The sequence below is a fragment of the Acidovorax sp. Root275 genome, from assembly GCF_001428965.1.
Lineage (GTDB): Bacteria > Pseudomonadota > Gammaproteobacteria > Burkholderiales > Burkholderiaceae_C > Acidovorax > Acidovorax radicis.
In genome coordinates, this window is record NZ_LMJH01000009.1 from 296323 (window position 1) to 316238 (window position 19916).

Annotated in this window: 20 protein-coding genes; 10 read left to right on the forward strand and 10 right to left on the reverse strand. The window is 66.5% G+C overall.

What is annotated here, in order from left to right; translation table 11 throughout:
- Window positions 1–167: 167 nt before the first annotated feature.
- Together mnmA and ASE52_RS16415 are read right to left on the reverse strand one after the other, a co-directional pair.
- Window positions 168–1298 carry a tRNA 2-thiouridine(34) synthase MnmA gene (mnmA, locus tag ASE52_RS16410; protein ID WP_057227613.1) on the reverse strand — a complete coding sequence of 377 codons (1131 nt, stop codon included), beginning with the start codon at window positions 1296–1298 and terminating at the stop codon, window positions 168–170.
- Window positions 1295–2236, reverse strand: a complete 942-nt coding sequence (locus tag ASE52_RS16415) for a LysR family transcriptional regulator (RefSeq protein ID WP_057227615.1) — start codon at window positions 2234–2236, stop codon at window positions 1295–1297. Before ASE52_RS16415 ends, mnmA begins: the two co-directional genes overlap by 4 nt.
- Here ASE52_RS16415 and ASE52_RS25740 point away from each other — a divergent pair.
- The 8 genes from ASE52_RS25740 (at window position 2235) to ASE52_RS16450 (ending at window position 10486) form a co-directional block, all read left to right on the forward strand.
- A complete protein-coding gene (locus ASE52_RS25740; RefSeq protein WP_139019210.1) occupies window positions 2235–2420 on the forward strand; it encodes a hypothetical protein in 186 nt (61 codons plus the stop codon). The genes ASE52_RS16415 and ASE52_RS25740 overlap by 2 nt on opposite strands.
- Window positions 2417–3508: a 4-oxalomesaconate tautomerase gene (locus ASE52_RS16420; protein WP_057227617.1), complete on the forward strand. Its 1092-nt coding sequence runs from the start codon at window positions 2417–2419 to the stop codon at window positions 3506–3508. The genes ASE52_RS25740 and ASE52_RS16420 overlap by 4 nt, the downstream gene beginning before the upstream one ends.
- A gap of 36 nt (window positions 3509–3544) precedes the next feature.
- Window positions 3545–4543, forward strand: a complete 999-nt coding sequence (locus ASE52_RS16425) for a tripartite tricarboxylate transporter substrate binding protein (protein WP_035197526.1) — start codon at window positions 3545–3547, stop codon at window positions 4541–4543.
- A 55-nt stretch (window positions 4544–4598) separates the two neighbouring features.
- Entirely contained in the window at window positions 4599–5663 is a 1065-nt protein-coding gene (locus ASE52_RS16430; protein WP_057227619.1) for a porin, read from the forward strand.
- A 76-nt stretch (window positions 5664–5739) separates the two neighbouring features.
- Window positions 5740–6678, forward strand: a complete 939-nt coding sequence (locus tag ASE52_RS16435) for a LysR substrate-binding domain-containing protein (protein ID WP_057227621.1) — start codon at window positions 5740–5742, stop codon at window positions 6676–6678.
- A 125-nt stretch (window positions 6679–6803) separates the two neighbouring features.
- On the forward strand, window positions 6804–8288 hold the full coding sequence (gene tcuA / locus ASE52_RS16440) for an FAD-dependent tricarballylate dehydrogenase TcuA (protein ID WP_082606912.1): 1485 nt from the start codon (window positions 6804–6806) through the stop codon (window positions 8286–8288).
- Window positions 8275–9456 (forward strand): tricarballylate utilization 4Fe-4S protein TcuB, encoded by a 1182-nt coding sequence (tcuB, locus tag ASE52_RS16445; protein WP_057227623.1) that lies wholly within the window; start codon window positions 8275–8277, stop codon window positions 9454–9456. Before tcuA ends, tcuB begins: the two co-directional genes overlap by 14 nt.
- Before the next feature lie 55 nt (window positions 9457–9511).
- Window positions 9512–10486, forward strand: coding sequence for a tripartite tricarboxylate transporter substrate binding protein (locus ASE52_RS16450; protein WP_057228500.1), 975 nt, complete (start codon window positions 9512–9514; stop codon window positions 10484–10486).
- Between the two features lie 42 nt (window positions 10487–10528).
- On the opposite strand, the gene ASE52_RS16455 is transcribed toward ASE52_RS16450, so the two are convergent.
- Window positions 10529–11014, reverse strand: coding sequence for an NUDIX hydrolase (locus ASE52_RS16455; RefSeq protein ID WP_057228502.1), 486 nt, complete (start codon window positions 11012–11014; stop codon window positions 10529–10531).
- 64 nt (window positions 11015–11078) lie between these two features.
- Window positions 11079–12011 (reverse strand): DMT family transporter, encoded by a 933-nt coding sequence (locus tag ASE52_RS16460; RefSeq protein ID WP_057227625.1) that lies wholly within the window; start codon window positions 12009–12011, stop codon window positions 11079–11081.
- Between the two features lie 83 nt (window positions 12012–12094).
- Between ASE52_RS16460 and gcvA the strand changes: the two genes are divergently transcribed.
- Window positions 12095–12994 carry a transcriptional regulator GcvA gene (gcvA, locus tag ASE52_RS16465; protein WP_057227627.1) on the forward strand — a complete coding sequence of 300 codons (900 nt, stop codon included), beginning with the start codon at window positions 12095–12097 and terminating at the stop codon, window positions 12992–12994.
- On the opposite strand, the gene ASE52_RS16470 is transcribed toward gcvA, so the two are convergent.
- A complete protein-coding gene (locus ASE52_RS16470) occupies window positions 12967–13482 on the reverse strand; it encodes a GNAT family N-acetyltransferase (RefSeq protein WP_057227629.1) in 516 nt (171 codons plus the stop codon). The two genes, gcvA and ASE52_RS16470, sit on opposite strands and share 28 nt — an antisense overlap.
- 154 nt (window positions 13483–13636) lie before the next feature.
- Between ASE52_RS16470 and ASE52_RS16475 the strand changes: the two genes are divergently transcribed.
- Entirely contained in the window at window positions 13637–14050 is a 414-nt protein-coding gene (locus ASE52_RS16475) for a nuclear transport factor 2 family protein (RefSeq protein WP_140426253.1), read from the forward strand.
- Window positions 14051–14110: 60 nt separating this feature from the next.
- Here the strand turns inward: ASE52_RS16475 and ASE52_RS16480 are convergent, their stop codons facing one another.
- The 5 genes from ASE52_RS16480 to ASE52_RS25225 all read right to left on the reverse strand — a co-directional run bounded on the left by ASE52_RS16480 (window position 14111) and on the right by ASE52_RS25225 (window position 19822).
- On the reverse strand, window positions 14111–14812 hold the full coding sequence (locus tag ASE52_RS16480; protein WP_057227631.1) for a riboflavin synthase: 702 nt from the start codon (window positions 14810–14812) through the stop codon (window positions 14111–14113).
- A gap of 254 nt (window positions 14813–15066) precedes the next feature.
- Window positions 15067–16422 (reverse strand): esterase-like activity of phytase family protein, encoded by a 1356-nt coding sequence (locus ASE52_RS16485; RefSeq protein WP_140426254.1) that lies wholly within the window; start codon window positions 16420–16422, stop codon window positions 15067–15069.
- 119 nt (window positions 16423–16541) lie between these two features.
- Complete coding sequence (locus tag ASE52_RS16490) at window positions 16542–17993, reverse strand: diguanylate cyclase (protein ID WP_057227635.1); 1452 nt, start codon at window positions 17991–17993, stop codon at window positions 16542–16544.
- 252 nt (window positions 17994–18245) lie between these two features.
- Entirely contained in the window at window positions 18246–19652 is a 1407-nt protein-coding gene (locus ASE52_RS16495; protein WP_057227636.1) for an MATE family efflux transporter, read from the reverse strand.
- Window positions 19649–19822 (reverse strand): L,D-transpeptidase, encoded by a 174-nt coding sequence (locus ASE52_RS25225; RefSeq protein WP_277814408.1) that lies wholly within the window; start codon window positions 19820–19822, stop codon window positions 19649–19651. Before ASE52_RS25225 ends, ASE52_RS16495 begins: the two co-directional genes overlap by 4 nt.
- Window positions 19823–19916 lie beyond the last annotated feature (94 nt).

The following is a 19916-nucleotide window of genomic DNA, read 5'->3' on the forward strand; positions in this document are numbered from 1 at the left end:
TCAACTTAGTTCAACTGGCGGTATCTACGTAGAAGTTTGTGGGTGTCGCGCCACAAGAATTCATTATTTACTATTTGAATTACTCAATCCATAGTCTTATTTAATTAGAAAGACGGATTTTTCTTGCAGCTGGCGACCTGCCGACTGGCACGCGCGCCTCACATGTTTCAGTCTGTCGCACCAAAAATGACCCCGCCCCCGAGGCAAACATCGCCGTCGTACAAGACGGCGCTTTGCCCGGGCGTAACCGCCCACTGCGCCTGCGGGAACCGCAGCGCAAAGCCCGCGCCCTCCGCGCTGACGACAGAGCACGCAGCATCCTGCTGCCGGTAGCGGGTCTTGGCGGCATAGTCCCCGGGCGCCGGTGGGCGGCCAGAGGTCCAACTGGCGTCTTGCGCCTCCAGGGCCGAAGACAACAACCAGGGATGGTCGTGCCCCTGCACCACGCGCAGCGTGTTCCTGGCCAGGTCCTTGCGGGCCACAAACCAGGGCGCATGCTCGCCGCCGCCGCGCTGGGCGCCTTTTTCCTTGATCCCACCAATACCCAGCCCCTGGCGCTGGCCCAGTGTGTAGAAGCTCAGGCCCACGTGCTTGCCCACGGTGCGTCCCCGGTCGTCCTGGATAGGGCCGGGGGCGTGGCTGATATAGCGGTTCAAAAACTCGCGGAACGGCCGCTCGCCAATGAAGCAGATGCCCGTGGAATCCTTCTTCTTGGCATTGGGCAGGCCGATCTCCTCGGCGATGCGGCGCACTTCGGTCTTGTGCAGCTCGCCCACAGGGAACAACGTCCTGGACAGCTGCTCCTGGTTCAGGCGGTGCAGGAAGTAACTCTGGTCCTTGGACGGGTCGAGCCCCTTGAGCAGTTCGAACAGGCCCGAGGTCGCGTTCTGGCGCACGCGGGCGTAGTGCCCGGTGGCGATCTTCTCCGCGCCCAGGCGCATGGCATGGTCGAGGAAGGCCTTGAACTTGATCTCTGCGTTGCACAACACGTCCGGGTTCGGCGTGCGGCCCGCCTGGTATTCGCGCAGGAACTCGGCAAACACACGGTCCTTGTAGTCGGCCGCAAAGTTGACGTGCTCGATCTCGATGCCGATCACGTCGGCCACGGCGGCGGCATCCACGAAGTCGATGTTGGACGAGCAATATTCGCTGTCGTCGTCATCTTCCCAATTCTTCATGAAGATGCCGACCACTTCATGGCCCTGTTGTTTGAGCAGGTGGGCGGTCACGGCCGAGTCCACTCCGCCCGAGAGGCCCACGACAACACGTTGTTTGGGCTGTTTGGTATTGGCAGTCATTGCCCCGATTGTATTTTTTGCGCCGCAGCAGCACTGCGTGGACGCACAGAACGCGTAGCCACCAGCAGGTCATAGAGCTGCTGCGCAGCGGGCGACAGCGATTTGCCCCTGCGCTTGATAAGGCCCATCTGGCGCGTCACCACAGGCTCCACCAGCGGAATGCTCACCAGCGTAGGGTGGTCCTTGCCCGGCATGGCCAGGCTGGGCACGGCCGCCACGCCCAGGCCTGCCTCGACCAGCCCGAGCAGCGTGGTCACGTGCTTGGCCTCGTAGAGGCACTGCGGGCGGTCGGGCACGTTGGCCAGCGCCAGGTCCATCAGCAGGCGGTTGCCCGAGGTTTTTCCCACCGACATGAAGTCGTGCTGGCCCAGCTCCGCCCAGGTGACCTTCTTGCGCCGCGCCAGCACATGGTCGCGGCGGCAGGCCGCCACGAAGCGCTCGGCCAGCACCGGTTTGAACTCGATCTCGGCCTCCTGACTGCCGATGAAATTGAGACCAAAGTCGGCATCGCCCTGCGCCACAGCCACCAGCACCTCGTTGGCGCTTGCGTCGTGCACCTTGACGCGGATCTTCGGAAAACGCTCGTGGTAGCGCTTGACCACCTGTGGCAGAAAGTAATACACGGCCGAGGGCACACAGGCAATCGTCACCTCGCCCATGCGGCGCGCCGCCACGTCGCCCAGGCCCATGAGCATGCCGTCCAGGTCATCGAGCCACACGCGCGTCTTTCGCGCGAAGTCGCGCCCCACGGCTGTGAGGGTGACGCGGCGCGTGGTGCGGTCCAGCAGGCGCACGCCCAGCGCCTCTTCCAGCTTATCGATGCGGCGGCTGAAGGCGGGCTGCGAAAGATGGATGGATTCGGCCGCCGCGCGAAAGCTGTGCAACTCGGCCACGGCGGCGAAGGCCTGGATGTCAGCAAGATCGAATTTGTTGTTCATGACGCACGGGCTTTCAAGACGTTTCGCTGTTGCGCAGCACGCATCAAACGATCAAAACATTGCAATTCACGAACGTGATTTCAACATGTACAAGGCCTATCTGCCTATTGCGCCACATGCATTAATCATTGCCAACAATGCAATTCACAGAACAGACGAAGCGCCGCACCATGCCGACCCATGAGCTACAACCTTCCTTGCGTTCTGATGCGTGGCGGCACTTCCCGGGGGCCGTTCTTCCTGGCCGACTGGCTGCCGCAAGACCCTGCGGCGCGTGACCGCACCCTGATCGCGGCACTGGGCTCGCCGCATGAATTGCAGATTGACGGCCTGGGCGGCGGCAATTCGCTGACCAGCAAGGTGGCGATCGTTTCACGGTCGGTGCATGCCGACTGCGATGTGGACTACCTCTTCGCCCAGGTCAGCGTGGAAGAGGCCCGCGTGGACACACGGCCCAACTGCGGCAACATGCTGGCGGGCGTGGGGCCCTTTGCCATCGAGCAGGGGCTGGTGCCCGCATCCGGCCATGGAAACACCACCACGGTGCGGGTCTACAACGTCAATACCCGTTCGCGCATTGATGTGCAGGTGTGCACCGCCGGAGGTCGCGTGCACTACGAAGGCGACGTGCACATCGACGGTGTGCAGGGCACTGCGGCACCCGTGCTGATGAACTTCCTGGATGCCTGGGGCGCCGTCACGGGCCAGATTTTCCCCACCGGCCAGCGTATCGACACCCTCCACGGCCTGCAGGTCACCTGCATCGATGCTGCACAGGTGATGGTGCTGGTGCGCGCTGCAGACCTGGGTCTGCGCGGCAACGAGAGCCCCGCGGAGCTGGATGCCAACAGTGACCTGCTGCGCAGGCTGGAAGCCCTGCGGTGCGAAGCCGGCCTGCGCATGGGCATGGGCGATGTGTCGAACAGCGTCCTGCCCAAGCCCGTGATCGTGTCTGCGGGTGATCAACCGGGCAGCGTCGTCTCGCGCTATTTCACACCCCACCGCTGCCACCGCTCACACGCCGTGACCGGCGCCATTGGCGTGGCTGCCGCCCACGTGCTGCCAGGCACGGTGATCACCGACAGCCTCCAACACGCCACGGCAGGCACACGCCGTGTGGAGGTTCTGCACCCCGCTGGCCGCATTCATGTGGACGTGGAACTCACCGACGTGGACGGCCAATTCAAGCTGGTGCAGGCCGCGCTGGTCCGCACCGCGCGAAAGATTCTGGAGGGCACGCTGTTCGTTTCAGAAAACGCATTCACCCATTGATTTCAAACCCCACCCTTGGATGACAGGAGACAAAAAATGATTGACCAACACAGTGCGCCACCGCGCACACGCCGCACCCTATTAACCGCAGCGGCCCTCGCTGCCGCTGTGCAAATGATCCCCACCCTGGCGCATGCGGCTTATCCCGACAAGCCCATCACACTCGTGGTGCCGACCGCAGCCGGCGGTGGCAATGACGGCATGGCGCGCGTGGTGGCGCTCAAGCTGTCCAGCTTGCTGGGACAGCAGGTCATTGTGGAAAACAAGGCGGGCGCCAACGGTGCCATTGCGGCAGAGTTTGTGGCCCGGGCGGCTCCCGACGGCCACACGATTCTTTTTGGCTACATCGGCACGCACGGCATGAGCCCTGCGCTACAAAAGCTGCGCTACGACCCCATTGCGCAGTTCGAGCCCATCGGCATGGTGAGCTACTCGCCCACGCTCATGGTGGTGCACCCCAAGGTACCAGCCAAGACCGTGAGCGAACTGGTGGCGCTGACCAAGGCCAAGCCCCAGGACTTCAACTACGCCTCTGCAGGCAACGGGACAGCCCCCCACTTTTCGGCAGAAATTTTCAAACTGGAAAGCGGTGCGCAGATGGCCCATGTGCCCTACCGAGGCGCCGCACCCGCAATGAACGACACCATGGCCGGGCAAACCCAGGTCATGTTCCCCAGCCTGTTCTCGGCCTACCCCCACATCAAGAACGGCAAGCTGCGCGCCCTGGCGCTGGCAGGCCCGAAGCGTTCATCGCTGCTGCCCGATGTGCCCACGCTTGAAGAGGCGGGCGTGAAGGGGGTCGAGATCACGCAGTGGTACGCCCTGTTTGCCCCCGGCAAAACGCCCCGGCCCGTGATTGATCAGCTCAACAAGGCCCTGAACACCGCCCTGGCCGACAAGGACGTGGCACGGCGCATTGAAGAGCAGGGTGCCGTGGTGGACACCAGCACACCCGAGCAGCTGGCTTTGACCGTGCGCCAGGAGATCGCCAAGTGGAAGGGCGTGGTGCAGAAGGCGCAGCTCACACCCGATTGAGGCACGGGAAAGGCCCTTGCCCCCTTTCAGATTTCCACAAAAACAGGAGACACCCATGAGAAAAGGAATAGGAGCGCTTTGCGCCGCGCTGGCCAGCAGCTGCGTGGCAGCGCAAACCAGCGGCGTGACGCTGTACGGCACCATCGACCTGGGCCTGCGCCATGGCAGCGGCCTCACGGCCTCGCATGCAGCTGCACCCGGGTCGTCACACAGCCTGGGCAGCGGCATCCACACCACCAGCCGCTGGGGCCTTCGAGGAAGCGAAGACCTGGGGGATGGTGCCAAGGCGCTGTTCCAGTTCGAGAGTGGCCTGAACGCCGACACCGGCACCTCGGCCAACGCCAGCAAATATTTTGACCGCGCGTCCTGGGTGGGCCTGCAAGGGGGCTGGGGCACACTGGCCCTGGGGCGCCAGACCACCACGCTGGCCGATGCCGTCTCGCCCGTGGACCCGTTGGGCATGCGCTTTGCCAGCTTCAACCCCAGCATCGGCGTGGCCGCGCTCAGCCAGCATGGCCTGGGCATCGAGTTCGGCAGCGCTGGGAGCACATCGGGCTCGTACCGGCTGGACAATGCCCTCAAGTACACCGGCCGTTCCGGTGGCTTCACCGCCCGTGCGATGTGGGGCCTGGGCGAAGTGGCCTCGCAGCAATCGGCCTTGTCGTCGCGCGGCGTGGGCCTGGCCTGGGCCGCCGACGGGTTCGTGGCCTCGGGCGCGTACCAAAACTTGAAGGACACGAACCAGCGCACGCTGGATGGCACCACCCTGGGCGCTGCCTACCAATGGGGCACCGTGCGCCTTGCCGCCAATGCCGCGCGCAGCGAGGCAGAAACAGCGGCCGGCAAACACACCGTGCAGCGCGTGCTCTCGGCAGGCGCCACCTGGTCCGTGATACCCCTTTTCGACCTGACAGCGGCCTACTACAAGGTGGACCGCACCCGCACGGGTGCCACCGACGACGGCTATGGCCGCCTGGTGGCTTTTGCCGAATACAAGCTCTCGCGCCGCACCAAGCTCTACGCCGAGCTGGACAACACCCGCTGGCGCAATGGCTTCCAGGGCGCGGCCAACAAAGCGAACGCCACGGGCGTATCGGCCGGGGTGGTGCACTCGTTCTGACGCACGGCGTCCTGGCGTGGCGACAGGGCTGTGGGCGGCCGCACGGGCACTGGTGGGACTGTGCGACCATCGCCCCATGGAACTGCGCCAGCTTCGCTACTTCGTCCGCATCGTCGAACTCGGCTCCATGGGCCGCGCCGCACTGGATCTGAACATGGTGCAGTCGGCATTGAGCCAGCAGATCAGCCGGCTGGAGGGCGAGCTCAGCACGCGGCTGCTGCAACGCACCAGCAAGGGCACCGTGCCCACCGAAGCCGGGCTGGCTTTTTTTCGCGAGGCGCAGCTCACCCTGCGCCATGCCGAGCAGGCGGCGCGCGTGGCGCAGCAGGCGCGCCTGTCGGGCACCGTGAGCGTGGGCCTGGCGCCCACGACGGCGTCGGTGCTGGGCGTGCCGCTGATGCGGGCCATGCGCGAGCGTTACCCCGATGTGCGCTTGCACATGGTCGAGAGCCTGTCGGGCCACCTCTCCAACATGCTCAACGCGCGCCAGCTGGACCTGGCCGTGCTGTTCGACACCCAGCCCGCGCGCCGCTGGAGCGTGCTGCCCCTGCTGGACGAGCGGCTGTTCCTCATCCGCAGCGCCCACGGCGGCGCCAGTACCTTGCCCGCCAGGCTGCCCAAGCGGCTGCGCCTGGCACAACTGAAGGCCGAGCCGCTGGTCCTGCCCACAGGCCCCCACGGGCTGCGCAGCCGCATCGATGCTGCGTTTGCCGCAGCGCAGGTGACACCCCATGTGGCTATGGAGATCGACTCGCTGGCCATGCTGATGGACGCCGTGAACGCGGGCCTGGGCAGCACCCTGCAACCCTGGGCCGCTGTGGGGCGCTACCCCGACGCCAACGAACGCTTTGGCCTGGCTGAGCTGTCAGACGCCCCGGCCAGTCGCCCTGCAGCGCTGTGCAGCCTGTCAGACGACGAACTCTCGCCCGCCGCCCTGGCCACGCGCGTGGTGCTGGCGGACTGTACGCGGGCGCTGGTGCAATCGGGCACCTGGGTCGGCGCCACGCTGGCGTAGTCACCCCAACGGCCACCAGGTTATCAAGCCATCACCAAATGTGATGGCCCCTTGCCCTTTCGGGCCTGCCCACACCGGGGCGAAATTTCTACAGTGGCGCCACACCCCACGAATGGAAAACCACGGTGCCAAATACCCCCCACTCCGCAGAACCCACCACGGTCGATGTGCTCGTCATCGGCGGCGGCAACGCCGCCCTGTGCGCCGCCCTGATGGCGTGCGAAGCGGGCGCCAGCGTGCTGCTGCTCGAATCGGCCCCGCGCGCCTGGCGCGGCGGCAACTCGGCCCACACGCGCAACCTGCGCTGCATGCACGATGCGCCGCAGGACGTGCTGGTGGGCAGCTACCCCGAAGAGGAGTTCTGGCAGGACCTGCTCAAGGTCACCGGCGGCCTGACCAACGAGCACCTGGCGCGCCTGGTGATCCGCGCGTCGGCCACCTGCCGCCCCTGGATGCGCAGCCACGGCGTGCACTTTCAGCCTGCACTGGCGGGCACGCTGCATGTGGCGCGCACCAACGCATTCTTCATGGGCGGGGGCAAGGCGCTGGTCAATGCCTACTACCGCAGCGCCGAGGCCCTGGGCGTGCAGGTGCGCTACGAGTCGCCCGTGGAGCGCCTCGATATCGACAACGGCTGCTTCGTCGCGGCGCACCTGGCGGGCGGCGAGCGCATCACGGCCAAGAGCTGCGTGCTCGCGGCCGGCGGGTTCGAGTCCAACCGCGAATGGCTGCGCGAAGCCTGGGGCCAGAACGAGCGCGGCGAGTGGCCGTCGGACAACTTCCTCATCCGCGGCACGGCCTACAACCGGGGCGTGCTGCTCAAGCACCTGCTCGACGACCACGGCGCGGACCGCATCGGCGACCCCACGCAGGCCCACATGGTGGCCATCGACGCGCGCGCACCGCTGTACGACGGCGGCATCTGCACACGCATCGACTGCGTATCGCTGGGCGTGGTGGTGAATCGCAACGGCGAGCGCTTCTACGACGAGGGCGAGGACTTCTGGCCCAAGCGCTATGCCATCTGGGGCCGCCTGGTAGCGCAGCAGCCGGGGCAGATTGGCTATTCGGTCATCGACAGCAAGGCCATTGGCCGCTTCATGCCGCCCGTGTTCCCGGGCGTGAAGGCGAACACATTGCCCGAGCTGGCGGAAAAGCTCGGCCTCCCCGTGGACACCTTCATGCGCACGCTCAACGGCTACAACGCCGCTTGCCGCGTGGGCACCTTCGACCACACCGCACTGGACGACTGCCACACCGAAGGCGTCGTGCCCGCCAAGACGCACTGGGCCCGGCCCATCGACACAGGCCCGTTCTACGGCTACGCACTCAAGCCCGGCGTCACTTTCACCTACCTGGGCCTGCACACCGACGACACCGCTGCCGTGCGGTTCAACAACCAGCCCAGCCCCAACCTGTTTGTGGCCGGCGAAATGATGGCTGGCAATGTGCTGGGCAAGGGCTACACGGCCGGTGTCGGCATGTCGATTGGCACCGCGTTTGGTCGCATCGCGGGTGCGCGGGCCGCTTTGGCATCAAAACAGGCTCCAGCGCTTATTCATCATGCGCAATTAGCTACAAAATCAGGAGCAAATCATGCGCACGCTTGAAGCCTTGACGCGCGACGCCCGGGCGCTGGCGCATGGCGAGATCGTGCTGTCGGCGCCCGAGACCGAGGTAGCTCGCCAGCTGCAGATCTGCAACGCCTGCCGCTACTGCGAAGGTTTTTGCGCCGTCTTCCCCGCCATGACGCGGCGGCTGGAGTTTGGCAAGGCCGACATCCACTTCATCGCCAACCTGTGCCACAACTGCGGTGCCTGCCTGCATGCCTGCCAGTACGCGCCGCCGCACGAATTTGCAGTGAACATTCCGCAGGCCATGGCCCAGGTGCGCGGGCAGACCTATGCCGACTACGCCTGGCCGCCGGCGCTGGGCCAGCTGTACCAGCGCAACGGCCTCACGCTGGCGCTGGCGCTGGTGGCGGGACTCACGCTGTTCCTGCTTCTGGCCGTGGCGCTGAACGGGCAAGGGTTCGCTGCGCTGTGGCAGGCGCCGGTGGGCGACTTCTACGGCATCTTTCCGCACAACCTGCTGGTGGGCCTGTTCGCACCGGTGTTCCTGTTTGCCGTGCTGGCGCTGGCGCTGGGCGTGCGCCGCTTCTGGCGCGATGTGACACCCGCCACCAGCGGCGCGCGCCTGTCGCCTCCAGCGGCTGCCGAGGCCACCGACGCCGTGCTGCGCCTCAAATACCTGGACGGCGGCCACGGCGACGGCTGCCACAACGAGGACGACGCCTACACCCTGTCGCGCAGGCGCATGCACCACCTCACGTTCTACGGCTTCCTGCTGTGTTTTGCGGCCACCAGCGTGGCCACGCTGTACCACTACCTGCTGGGTGCGCCCGCGCCCTACGACCTGCCCAGCCTGCCCAAGCTGCTGGGCGGCGTGGGCGGCATCAGCCTGGCCATCGGCACTGCGGGCCTGTGGCGGCTGAACCTGCGCCGCCACCCCGAGCACGGCGACGCCGCGCAAAAGCCCATGGACCGCGCCTTCATCGCGCTGCTGTTCCTCGCCGCCACCAGTGGCCTGGCGCTGTGGGCCTCACGCGGCACAACCGCATTGCCGCTGCTGCTGTGTCTGCACCTGGGCGCCGTGATGGCGCTGTTCGCCACGCTGCCCTACGGCAAGTTTGCGCACGGCATCTTCCGCACCGCTGCGCTGCTGCGCCATGCGGTCGAAAAGCGCCAGCCCAACCCGGTTGGCCTGGGCGCCGACTAAGTGCCCAGGCCATCACCACCCCACACACAAGCAACCCACGATGAAGGAGACATCCATGAAAAAACGCACTCTGCTGCATTGCGCCCTGGCGCTGGCCGCCCTCCCACTGGCCTCCGGCGCTGCCGCGCAGGATTTTCCGCCCAAGAAGCCCGTTACCTTGGTCGTGGGCTTTGCGGCCGGGGGTGCGGCCGATGCCGCCGCGCGCCTGATCGCCAAGAAGCTGGGCGAGAACATCGGCCAGTCGGTAGTGGTGGACAACAAGGGCGGCGCGGGTGGCAACATCGCGCACCAGTTCGTGGCCAATGCGGCGCCCGATGGCACGGTGCTGCTGTTCGGCTCGGTGGGACCGCTGACCATCGCGCCGCACCTCATGAAGCTGAGCTACGACCCGTTCAAGGACCTGGCGGCAATTTCAGGGGGCGTGAACTTTCCGAACGTGCTGGTGGTGCACAAGGCTGCGGGCGCAAAGACGCTGACAGAGTTCGTGCAGCTCTCCAAGAAGAAACCTGGCAGCGTGGACTTTGCGTCCACGGGCGCGGGCTCTGCATCGCACCTGGCGGGTGAGCTGTTCAACCAGCGCGCGGGCATCGACATGACCCACGTGCCTTACAAGGGCGGCGCGCCAGCCTTGCAGGACCTGCTGGGCGAGCGCATCACGTCCTACTTTGCAGCCCCACCCACGGCCTTGCCACATATCGAGACGGGCAAGCTGATTCCCCTGGCCACCACAGGCCTCACGCGTCCGGCCTATCTGCCCAACATTCCCACCGTGGCGGAATCGGGCTTTCCGGGGTTTGAGGCGCTGAACTGGTATGCCTTTGTGGCCCCAGGCAAAACACCGGTGCCGCTGCTGGAGCGCTGGAACCAGGAGATCGTCAAGGTGCTGAACGACCCAGGTGTGAAGGAGGCGTTGAACAAGCATGGCCTGACACCCCAACCCACGACCCGCGCTGAACTCACGGCCTTCATGCAGAAGGAATCCACGCAATGGGCCGCGATCATCAAGGAGCGCAAGCTCACGGCGGATTGATGCGGTGGCAGAGCCTTCCACCGCACGGCAGGTGCAAGGCCCTTACGCAGCTGGCTCGGTGACCGAGATGTCCGTGTGCACCAATGTCAGCGGAAACCGCTGGCCCGCCAGATAGTCCTCCAGGCAGCGCAGCAGCAGCGGGCTGCGGTGGCGCTCGGGGCATGCACGGATCTCGTCCGCCGTGAGCCACAGGGTGCGCACGATGCCAGTGTCGAGCGCGCGCCAATCGTGGTGGGTGCCGAGTGTGCCGGCAAACGCAAACCGCATGTAGGTGATGTCGTCGCCCGTGCGGGTTTTGGTGAAGCGGTTGAGGTACACGCCGATCAACGCCGTGGGCACAAAATCGTGGGCCGTCTCCTCCAGCACCTCGCGCGCGCAGGCCTGGATGGGCGACTCGCCCGGGTCCAGGTGGCCGGCAGGGTTGTTGAGCTTGAGGCCATCCGTGGTCTCTTCCTCGACCAGCAAAAAACGGCCATCGCGCTCAATGAGGGCGGCCACGGTGACGTTGGGTTTCCAGCGGTGGGGCATGGCGCGCATTATGACCAGCCGCCATGACGCATGGCTGCCACGGCCTACCCTCGCTAACCCTTGCTCAGCGCCGCACGGCAGCTGCAGGGGTGGACGCGGGCGCTGCGGCTGCCGGCGCGGGCCGAAGCACCAGCCACAGCGCCACCGCGATCAGCACGCCGCCCGCCGCATGGGCCAGGGTAGCCGCTTCGCCCAGCACCAGCCAGCCCCAGCCCACCCCGAACAGCGGGATCAGGAAAGTCACGGTGAGCGCCTTGACCGGCCCCACATCCGCGATAAGACGGAAGTACAGCACATAGGCGAATGAGGTGCACAGCAGGCCCAGCGCCAGCATGGCGCCCCAGACGGCGGGGCCGGCCAAGAGCCAGGTCGCCACCGGCTGCTGCGCGGTCTGCCACAGTGCGAAAGGAGCCAGCGCCAACACTGCACCCCATTGGCTGCCCAACGCCACCAGGCGACTGTCCAGTCCGCCACGCTGGGTGATCCAGCGCCGCGTCAGGAAGCCGGAGAGGCCATAGCAGGCCGTGGCTACCAGGCAAGCAGCAATGCCGCCGAGCACCGGCATGGTGAGCACGACCGGCCCTGCCTGCGCGAGCACCGCGACCCCTCCCATGCCCAGCACTACCCCGCCCACGCGGGCCAAGGTAATGCGCTCGCCAAAGGCCAGCGCTCCGATCACCACGGCCATGAGCGGCGTGGTGGCGTTGAGGATGGCGCTGTAGCCCGCCGGCAGCACGCGTGCGGCCAGTGCAAACATCAGAAAAGGTATGCCCGAATTGAAGACGCCCAGCATCAACGCGGCACCGAGCTTGCCCTGGAACGCAGGCCGCAGCCGCACCAGGGCCAGCAACGCCAGCAGCCCGGCGGCGCCGAGCACCACGCGGCCGAAGGCGGTGGGCACCGCGCCCCACACCGGGGCAGCGATGCGCATGAACAGAAAGCTGCCGCCCCACAGGGCGGCCAGGGCGACAAAACGGAGCAGGCTGGGGAGGTCCATGCCGTAGATCTTCGACGCAGGGAAGAGCCAGGGCAAACCATTTATTCTCTACACCTGTTTAGCCAAACTATCCAGTCACCACCATGCGCCTGCCTCCCCTGATCGCTGTCCGCTTCTTCGAGGCCACGGCGCGCCACGCGAGCGTGCGGCGTGCGGCCGAAGAGCTGCACGTCACGCCCGGCGCCGTCTCGCAGCAGGTGCGCAAGCTCGAAGCCTTCCTGGGCTGCGCGCTGTTCGAGCGCCAGCCGCGTGGGCTGGCGCTCACGGCTGCCGGGCGCGACTACCAGGCCGCCTGCGCCGAGGGTCTGGCCGTGATCGGGCATGCCACCTCACGCATTGCATCGACGAACCGCCGGCATGCGGTGCTGGTGAGCTGCACGCCGGGCTTTGCGGTGCAATGGCTGGTGCCGCGCCTGCACGGTTTTTTGCAGCTGCACCCGGACATGGACGTGCACGTGGGCAGCACCAACCGCGCGGTGGACCTGGCGGCCGAGGGCGTGCACTTTGCCGTGCGCCATGGGCAGGGCATCTATCCCGGCCTGCAGTCCGAGGTGCTGGTGGCCGATGACCTGGTGCCCGTGTGCAGCCCGCGCCTGCTGGCGCCGCGCAAGACGGCGCGCGTGGCCGACATCACCAGCGCCCGGCTGCTGCACGACGAGCACCGAGGCGACTGGCGGCTGTGGCGCGAGGCGCATGGCGTCACGGGCCTGGATTGCGAGGGCGGCATCGTCTTCGCGCACAACGCCGCCATCGAGGCCGCCGTGGCTGGCCGGGGTTTTGCACTGGTGCGGCGTGCGCTGGTGCAACAGGAACTGGCCGCGCGCGAGCTGGTCTGCGTGCACTGCAAGCCCCTGGCCACGCCGCTGGCCTACCACCTGGTGTACCGTCCCGAAGCCTTGATCGACCCCGCGCTGCGGCGTTTCCGCGACTGGATCATGGCGCAAGGAAGCGCTGATCACGGGGTGAGTTCACGCACCATGTAGACCGCGCCGCCTCCATAGCTCGCCAGCCGTTCGCGCTGTGCGGCATCGGCCAGTGCTTGCACGGCATAGCCTTGCCGCTCCCAGTACGCCTGCGAGCCCTGCACCGACACCAGCGCCGTATGCCCCAGGCCCCGGGCCTTGGCCTCTTTCCACATCGGCTGCAGCAGCGCGCGGGCCAGGCCCTGGCCCGCGCACCCGGGCAGCACGGCCATGTCGTGCAGGTAGAGCGTATCGGGCTGCGGTACGACCTCGAAGCCGCCATGCAGGGGCGTCACCTTGCCCCGCAACGACCGGTAGGCCGCCAGGTACGCGCAGACCACGCCCGCGCGCTCGAGCACCAGCGAACAATTGGCCGGACTGGCCAAGCGGGCTGCAAAAACCTCGCGGCTCTCCACGAAGCCCGCGCCATAGCAGGCCAGTTGCACGGCGAGCAGGCCTGGCAGGTCCTGCACTGCCAGGGGGCGGACGAGAGGTGTGGAGGAAAGCATCAGGGCACGGTGTTCAGAAAATGCCGGGACCTGGATGATAGGGACGCGCATGACCTGCGAGGTTATCGACGCCGTTCAGGCTCCTTCGAACAATGACCCCAGGGCCGCGAGCACTCCGCGCACGGCCCGTCCCACCCCTACAAGGAGCCTTGCCATGAACACCGTCGAAACCCTGGAGCACCCCACCACCATCCCCACCGCCGCCACGGCCGCACCCGATCTGGCCGCGCGCTACATCGCGGCCTGGAACGCTACCGACGGAGCACAGCGCGACCACCTGGTGCGCAGCACCTTCAGCAGCGACGTGCAGTACCGGGACCCCATGATGGAAGGCCAGGGCCACGACGGCCTGACCGCACTGATTGCCGGTGCGCAGCAGCGGTTTGCCGGCCACCGCTTCACGCTGCTGGGCACACCCGAGGGGCACCATGATGTGGTGCGTTTTTCGTGGGCGCTGGCGGCCGAGGGTGCAGAACCCGTGGCGCGCGGCACCGATGTGGCGGAGATCGACGCACATGGCCGTATGCGCCGGGTGACCGGTTTTCTGGACTACGTGGCCGGGGCCTGAACGCGCCCGTTTTTTCGGCCAACGCAAGCGCCAACAGAACGCGTTGACGATTTCAAGCCCTCACTTCAGCACCGGCGGCTGCACGAAGTCTTCGAGCGACAGGCCCTTTTCCTTGAGCAGGGCTTCCAGCACCGGCTGCAGCCGGCCCAGGCTCTCCTGCACGGCTTCGCGCACGGTGTCCACCACCACCTGGGTGCTGCGCTCGATCTCGATGTTCAGGCGGTCGCCCACCTGCTTGGCTTCAAACACCGTGGCGCGGCGCGTTTCGGGAATCATCCAGATCTCGAACCAGCCCTCCTGCCGGTTCACCTCGGCCACCGTGAGGCTGGCGCCGTGGATGGCGATGTAGCCCTTGGCGAAGATGTAGCGGCGAAACGCCTCGGGCACAGCCACGCGCCACACCAGGTTGTTGTCGAACTCGCGCCGCTCGATGAGCGTGCCGGTGAAGTCCACATGGCCCGACAGCGGGTGGCCGCCGATCTCGGCGCCGTCCTTGGCCGCGCGCTCCACGTTCACGCGGTCACCCTGGCCGTAGCTGCCCAGCGTGGTGATGTTCAGGCTCTGCAGCATCACGTCGAAGTTGGCCTGTGTGGGCGAGAGGATGTCTGTGACCGTGAGGCACACGCCATCGGTGGACACGCTGGCGCCAATGGCCAGGTCCTGGCAGAAGCCCTCGGGGAAATCGAGCGTGAAGGTGCGCAGCCCTGCGCGGTCGTGGATGGCGGCAATGCCTGCCGTGGCTTGGACGATGCCTGTGAACATGGTGGCGCGGCTTGTGGAGCGTTGGAACGGGAACCGGGAATTTTGCCACCCGCAGCATTCAAAGGTGTCCCAAGGGTTGGAGCCCCCACACACCGGTCTTTCCGGGGCATCGCACCCGTCTGCAGCGCTCAAAACTGGCGCGACCCAGGCCAGGGCAGCCGAGCAAGGGCCGCCCCGCAGCGAGGGCTGCGTCCCCCTGCCCGCGCGCAGCGCGAGAGCGGGGGAAGACGCGAAGCGTCTCAGGGGGGTGCCCCTTACCTTGCGCGCAGCAGCTCGCCCACTTCCAGCAGCACCAGCTCGTTGTCGTCGGCCTTGTTGGGCTCGCGGCTGCTGCTGAAGGGCAGGTTGTTGTCGTTGCCCACCACGATGTGCGTGGCGTCCACCACGTCCACGTTCTCGATGGTGAAGAACGGGAAGGTCAACACGCCATTGTTCAGGGGCTTCCTGGCCAGGCGCTGCGGGTCCTGGATGTTCATGAGGTCGATGTAGCCGATCTTGCGGATCTCGCCGCCCACGTTCGCGTCGCTCATCTCGACCTTGTAGACGCGCTTGAACTTGGCGAGATCGTGGAAGCAGTCGGTGCGCTTCTGGTCTGCGGGGCAGGCCTTGTCGGCCGTGCCTTCGCCGTTGTCGCGCTCGATGATGAGGCCCGTGGTGCCGTCGATCATGTTGAAGTCGCCAATGGCGTGGTGGTTGGCCTCCAGCACGTACTTCCAGTGGCGGCCCGTCCATTGCTCGGACTTCACGTCAAACTCCAGCACACGCAGGTACTGCTTGCCGCCCACGTTCTCATAGCCCTTGGCTTCGTCGCTCCACAGGGCGCCTTCGAGCAATGCATAGAGCTTGCTGCCGTCCTTGGACGAGGCCATGCCTTCGTAACCCTTGGAGCGCTTGACTTCGAACGGCGTGGGTTTGGCGTCAGGGGCGCCGGGCATCAGCACGCCGGGCGCGTCGGGCGAGCGCACGACCTTGCCATCCACCTGCGTCTCGAACACGGCCAGCACCTTGCCGTTCAGGTCGGCCTTGATGAGGAAGGGGCCAAACTCTTCGCCGATCCACAGTGCGCCACCGGCGAACTGGAAGCTCTCGGGATCGAAGTCTGCGCCGGTCAGGTAGCGCTTGTCGGTGCCCTCGTGGGTGATGCGAAACGGCACCTTTTTGTCGGGGTCATGCAGGAACACCGTGTTCTTGCGGTTGAAGTGACCTGTCTTGAAATCCACGGTGTAGTGGTTCAGATACAGCATGAAATCGGGCGAGTTGGCCTTGGCACCCGCGCCGTTGTCGGTGAGGATCCAGAACGATCCATCGGCCATGCGCTTGATGCCCGAGTGGCCCTGCACCGGCTGGCCCTGAAAGGGCAGCGCAACCCCTGTGTTGCGGCCGCCGGACAGGCCCGGCACCGAACCCACGGCCTCCACGCGGCGTGGCGTGGTGAACTTGCCACTGACCTGCAGGTCCTGAGGCGCGTCCTTGGGCGCGGCGATCACGGTGAAGGCCGGCAGCACGGCGTGGCCTGCCAGCGTGGCCGGATACGCCTGCTGGGCAAACGCGGTGGAGGAGGCAACGCACAGCAGCGCGGCACAAACGGCGAGGGAAGAGGATCGGAACATGGTCACTGTGGGGCGAAGAGGAAACCCGCAACCATGCCGCGCCGATGTGACGTGGTGGTGAACGCACCGTGACGTGCCCATGACGCGGCCCACCACAAGCACGGCGGGGCGCACGGCGGCTATGCCTGCGAAGCCTCCCCCACGGCCACCTGGTTGCGCCCGCTGTTCTTGGCACGGTACAGGGCCTTGTCTGCCTCGCCAATCAGCGCCTGGGCACTCAGCCCGTCGCCAGGCCGGATGCTGGCCACGCCGCTGCTGATGCTGACCCACACGCCTGTGGAGCTGTGCTGGTGTGCAATCTGCAGCGCGGCCACCGCCTTCTGGGCGGCGTGGGCAATGTGCACGGCGCCTTCGCGGTCCGTATCGGGCAACACCATCGCAAATTCTTCGCCCCCATAGCGCGCGGCCAGGTCGGCCGGACGCTGGCAGCAAGTGTCCAGTGCGCGGGCAATCGATTTCAGGCACTCGTCTCCGGCCTGGTGTCCATAGGCGTCGTTGAAGTCCTTGAAATGGTCCACATCCACCAGGACCAGCGCAAGGTGCCGATGGTGGCGCACGGCAACGGCCAGATGCTCTGCCAGGTGCGTGTCAAAAGAACGCCGGTTGGCAAGCCGGGTCAGCCCATCCTTCATCGAGATCTGCCACAGGGTGTCGTTGGCGACCCGCAGCTCGGCGGTGACCTGCATCAGCCGCGCATGCTGGCGCGCCGTTTCGCTGAGCAGCACGATCAGCAGGAAACCCGCCGCCAGCAAGCCATAGATGCGCCCCACATACCAGCCCAGGTCGTAGCGGCCGGTATTGAGCACGGCCGCCAAGGCGATGTCGAAGACCCACACGCTCATCACGACGTGGAGCCATACATCCAGCACCGTGTGGGGCTTGCCGCGCCACAGCCTCCCCAGCGCGGCCAGGCTCAGCAGCCAGATGCCCACCAGGAACACCTTGCCCACGACCGTGGTGCGGTCGCCCGCCATGAACATGGGCAAAAAGGCATGCCCCGACGTGGCAAAGGCGGTGAACAGCACCACCACCAACACCACCAGCGCCACCACGCCCGCAATGCCTTGCCAGGGCTTGGCCCGCGCCACCCGCACCAGTGCGGGCAGCCGCAGCGGCCCCTTCCTGGCGGATACATACGCCATCACGGCCAGCGGAAACCCCGTGTGCCACAACATGTACAAGGCCGACGAGGTCTGCGGGCCAGAACCGAGCAGCCCCGACGGCGCAAAGAGGCCCGGGAAAATCAGGGCATAGGCGGTGGTGGAAGTCGCCGTGAACAGGTAGCCCCCCGCCAGCACCAGCAGCGCCACCGACCGCAACACCCGGTACTGGCCGAACAGCAGCACGGCGGTGACGAGATCGCAGATCACCAGGGCGGTGACATAGATCGGGATGAAGGAAGGAAACGGGCCCAGTGGAATTCTGGCGAACCCCACTGCCACCACAAACAGCGCCGCCGACACAAAAATGGTGGCAAAAGCGAACCCCGTCTCCCGGGAGCCTGCGGGCTCGTTGGAGAGGTACGCCGAAGGCGACCAGGGGTGCTGCACGGGGACATAGTTGGCTGGCATGGACCACTCCAACTGACGGGCAATTCCGTTGCCAGTCTACGCCGGTGCAACAGGAATAGCCATGGGGGTCAGACCCCGCAAACGCCTCATTTTTCTGCGGAGGGCGCGCACCCGGCACGAGCATTCCGGGCACGGCCCGAACAGCAAGGTGGCGTCTGCCACGCCTTTTCCCAGAATGCTCTTCATTTGATAGCTACTGGCGCTTATTCAATCAGCGCCACAGCCTCATTTTCATCAAATTTCAGTTCGGTATCAGACCAGGCGATGCGGCAAGCCCTTGCGCCGCCACACGCCATGGAAGTACAGCCCCTGCAGCACCAGGGCACACAGGTAGGTGGCCGGATAGGCCGCCCAGGTGGCCACCAGGCCAAACTGGCGCCCCAGCAGCCAGCCCAGCGGCACGAGCAGGCATGCCAGACAACCGAGCGAAATGAGCGTGGGCACCAGCACGGTGCCACTGGCGCGCATCACGCTGGAATACACGCTGGCCCACCCAAAGAACACCGCGCCCCACACCGTGAGATGCAGCACACGTGCAGCGATGTCGGTCACGCGGGCGTCGGCCACAAACAGGCCCACCACCCAGGGCGCGGCGCCGAACATCAGCACCGCCAGGCCGCCCGTGAGCAGCAGGTTCATGCGCATGCCGGTGCGCGTGACAGCCACCACCTGGTGGCCCTGGCCCGCACCAATGGCCTGCGCCGCGAACACCGACGACGCAATGGCCACCGCCATCGCCGGGAACAGCACATACGACATGACCTGGCTGGCCGCGCCCCAGGCCGCCGTGGCCGCTGAGCCATGGGCGTTGACCAGGCTCAGCAGGCCCAGGTCCGCCAGAGAACCTGTGATGAAAAACAACCCCGTGGGCACGCCCAGACGAAGGAGGGTGCGCAGCAAGGCCGCGTCCAGCCGCATCTGCCCCGCCAGCGCCCGCGTGGGGGCCAGCACATGCGCGCGGCGCCGCAGATGCCAGGCCGTCCAGCCCAGCGACGCCAGCGTGGCCAGCAACAGCGCGGCCACCCCGCCCAGAATGCCCAGCGCAGGCAACCCGATGGCGGGCACGCCCCGGATGAACAGCGGCGCCAGCACCACCGTGGCCGACAGCGACACCACCAGCGCGCGCAGCGGTGTCACGGTGTCGCCCGTGCCGCGCAGCAGCGCCGCCGTGAGCATGGAGGTGAACAGCACTGGAAACAGCGCCATCATGGCCCGCGCATACACCACCGCCTGGGGCAGCACATCGGCGGGCGTGCCCAGCGCCACCATCACGGGGCGCGCCACCACCATACCCACGGTGCCCAGCACGAGGCCCAGCACCATGCCAGCGCACAGCGTGGTCCCCGCCACGGCGCGCAGCCGCGCAGGGTTGCGCGCGCCAAAGGCTTGGCCAACGAGGATGGATGCCCCATTGCCCAGGCCAAAGATGAAGGCGCTGAGCAGCAGGAACACCGGCATGAACGACGCCACGGCCGCCAGCGAGCCCGCGCCCAGCAGCCGCCCCACGTAGATGTGGTTCACCGTGCCGGTAAGCGCCTGCAGGATGTTGGTGAGCACCAAGGGGCCCAGAAAAACGAGGAAGCGGCGGTCGAGTGAAAGCGGTGCGGCCACCGCGGGCGGTACAGGCGCCGGGCTGTGGGGAGGGGCCTTGTCCGTCATGGCGCTGTACCGGCTGGCGGCGAAGTGGCCGGTGTTCCATCGATGTGCACCCACGTGCCCACCGGGACCCGGTCAAACAGGTCGATCACATCGGCATTGGTCATGCGCACGCAGCCGTGCGAGGCGGGCATGCCCATGGGCGAACCATCGGGGCAGCCGTGGAGGTAGATGTAAGAACCTGTTCAAGGTCTTTTCGGGGTCGCACAAGTGCCTTGCCGGGATGGGATGCAAGGCGCGGGGCGCAGCCAATAGCCCGTGCTATTG

Coding starts and splice junctions, on each gene's coding strand:
- mnmA (WP_057227613.1), bottom strand. CDS start 1,298: ATGACTGCCAATACCAAACAGCCCAAACAACGTGTTGTCGTGGGCCTC.
- ASE52_RS25740 (WP_139019210.1), top strand. CDS start 2,235: ATGACGCACGGGCTTTCAAGACGTTTCGCTGTTGCGCAGCACGCATCA.
- ASE52_RS16415 (WP_057227615.1), bottom strand. CDS start 2,236: ATGAACAACAAATTCGATCTTGCTGACATCCAGGCCTTCGCCGCCGTG.
- ASE52_RS16420 (WP_057227617.1), top strand. CDS start 2,417: ATGAGCTACAACCTTCCTTGCGTTCTGATGCGTGGCGGCACTTCCCGG.
- ASE52_RS16425 (WP_035197526.1), top strand. CDS start 3,545: ATGATTGACCAACACAGTGCGCCACCGCGCACACGCCGCACCCTATTA.
- ASE52_RS16430 (WP_057227619.1), top strand. CDS start 4,599: ATGAGAAAAGGAATAGGAGCGCTTTGCGCCGCGCTGGCCAGCAGCTGC.
- ASE52_RS16435 (WP_057227621.1), top strand. CDS start 5,740: ATGGAACTGCGCCAGCTTCGCTACTTCGTCCGCATCGTCGAACTCGGC.
- tcuB (WP_057227623.1), top strand. CDS start 8,275: ATGCGCACGCTTGAAGCCTTGACGCGCGACGCCCGGGCGCTGGCGCAT.
- ASE52_RS16450 (WP_057228500.1), top strand. CDS start 9,512: ATGAAAAAACGCACTCTGCTGCATTGCGCCCTGGCGCTGGCCGCCCTC.
- ASE52_RS16455 (WP_057228502.1), bottom strand. CDS start 11,014: ATGCCCCACCGCTGGAAACCCAACGTCACCGTGGCCGCCCTCATTGAG.
- ASE52_RS16460 (WP_057227625.1), bottom strand. CDS start 12,011: ATGGACCTCCCCAGCCTGCTCCGTTTTGTCGCCCTGGCCGCCCTGTGG.
- gcvA (WP_057227627.1), top strand. CDS start 12,095: ATGCGCCTGCCTCCCCTGATCGCTGTCCGCTTCTTCGAGGCCACGGCG.
- ASE52_RS16470 (WP_057227629.1), bottom strand. CDS start 13,482: ATGCTTTCCTCCACACCTCTCGTCCGCCCCCTGGCAGTGCAGGACCTG.
- ASE52_RS16475 (WP_140426253.1), top strand. CDS start 13,637: ATGAACACCGTCGAAACCCTGGAGCACCCCACCACCATCCCCACCGCC.
- ASE52_RS16480 (WP_057227631.1), bottom strand. CDS start 14,812: ATGTTCACAGGCATCGTCCAAGCCACGGCAGGCATTGCCGCCATCCAC.
- ASE52_RS16485 (WP_140426254.1), bottom strand. CDS start 16,422: ATGTTCCGATCCTCTTCCCTCGCCGTTTGTGCCGCGCTGCTGTGCGTT.
- ASE52_RS16490 (WP_057227635.1), bottom strand. CDS start 17,993: ATGCCAGCCAACTATGTCCCCGTGCAGCACCCCTGGTCGCCTTCGGCG.
- ASE52_RS16495 (WP_057227636.1), bottom strand. CDS start 19,652: ATGACGGACAAGGCCCCTCCCCACAGCCCGGCGCCTGTACCGCCCGCG.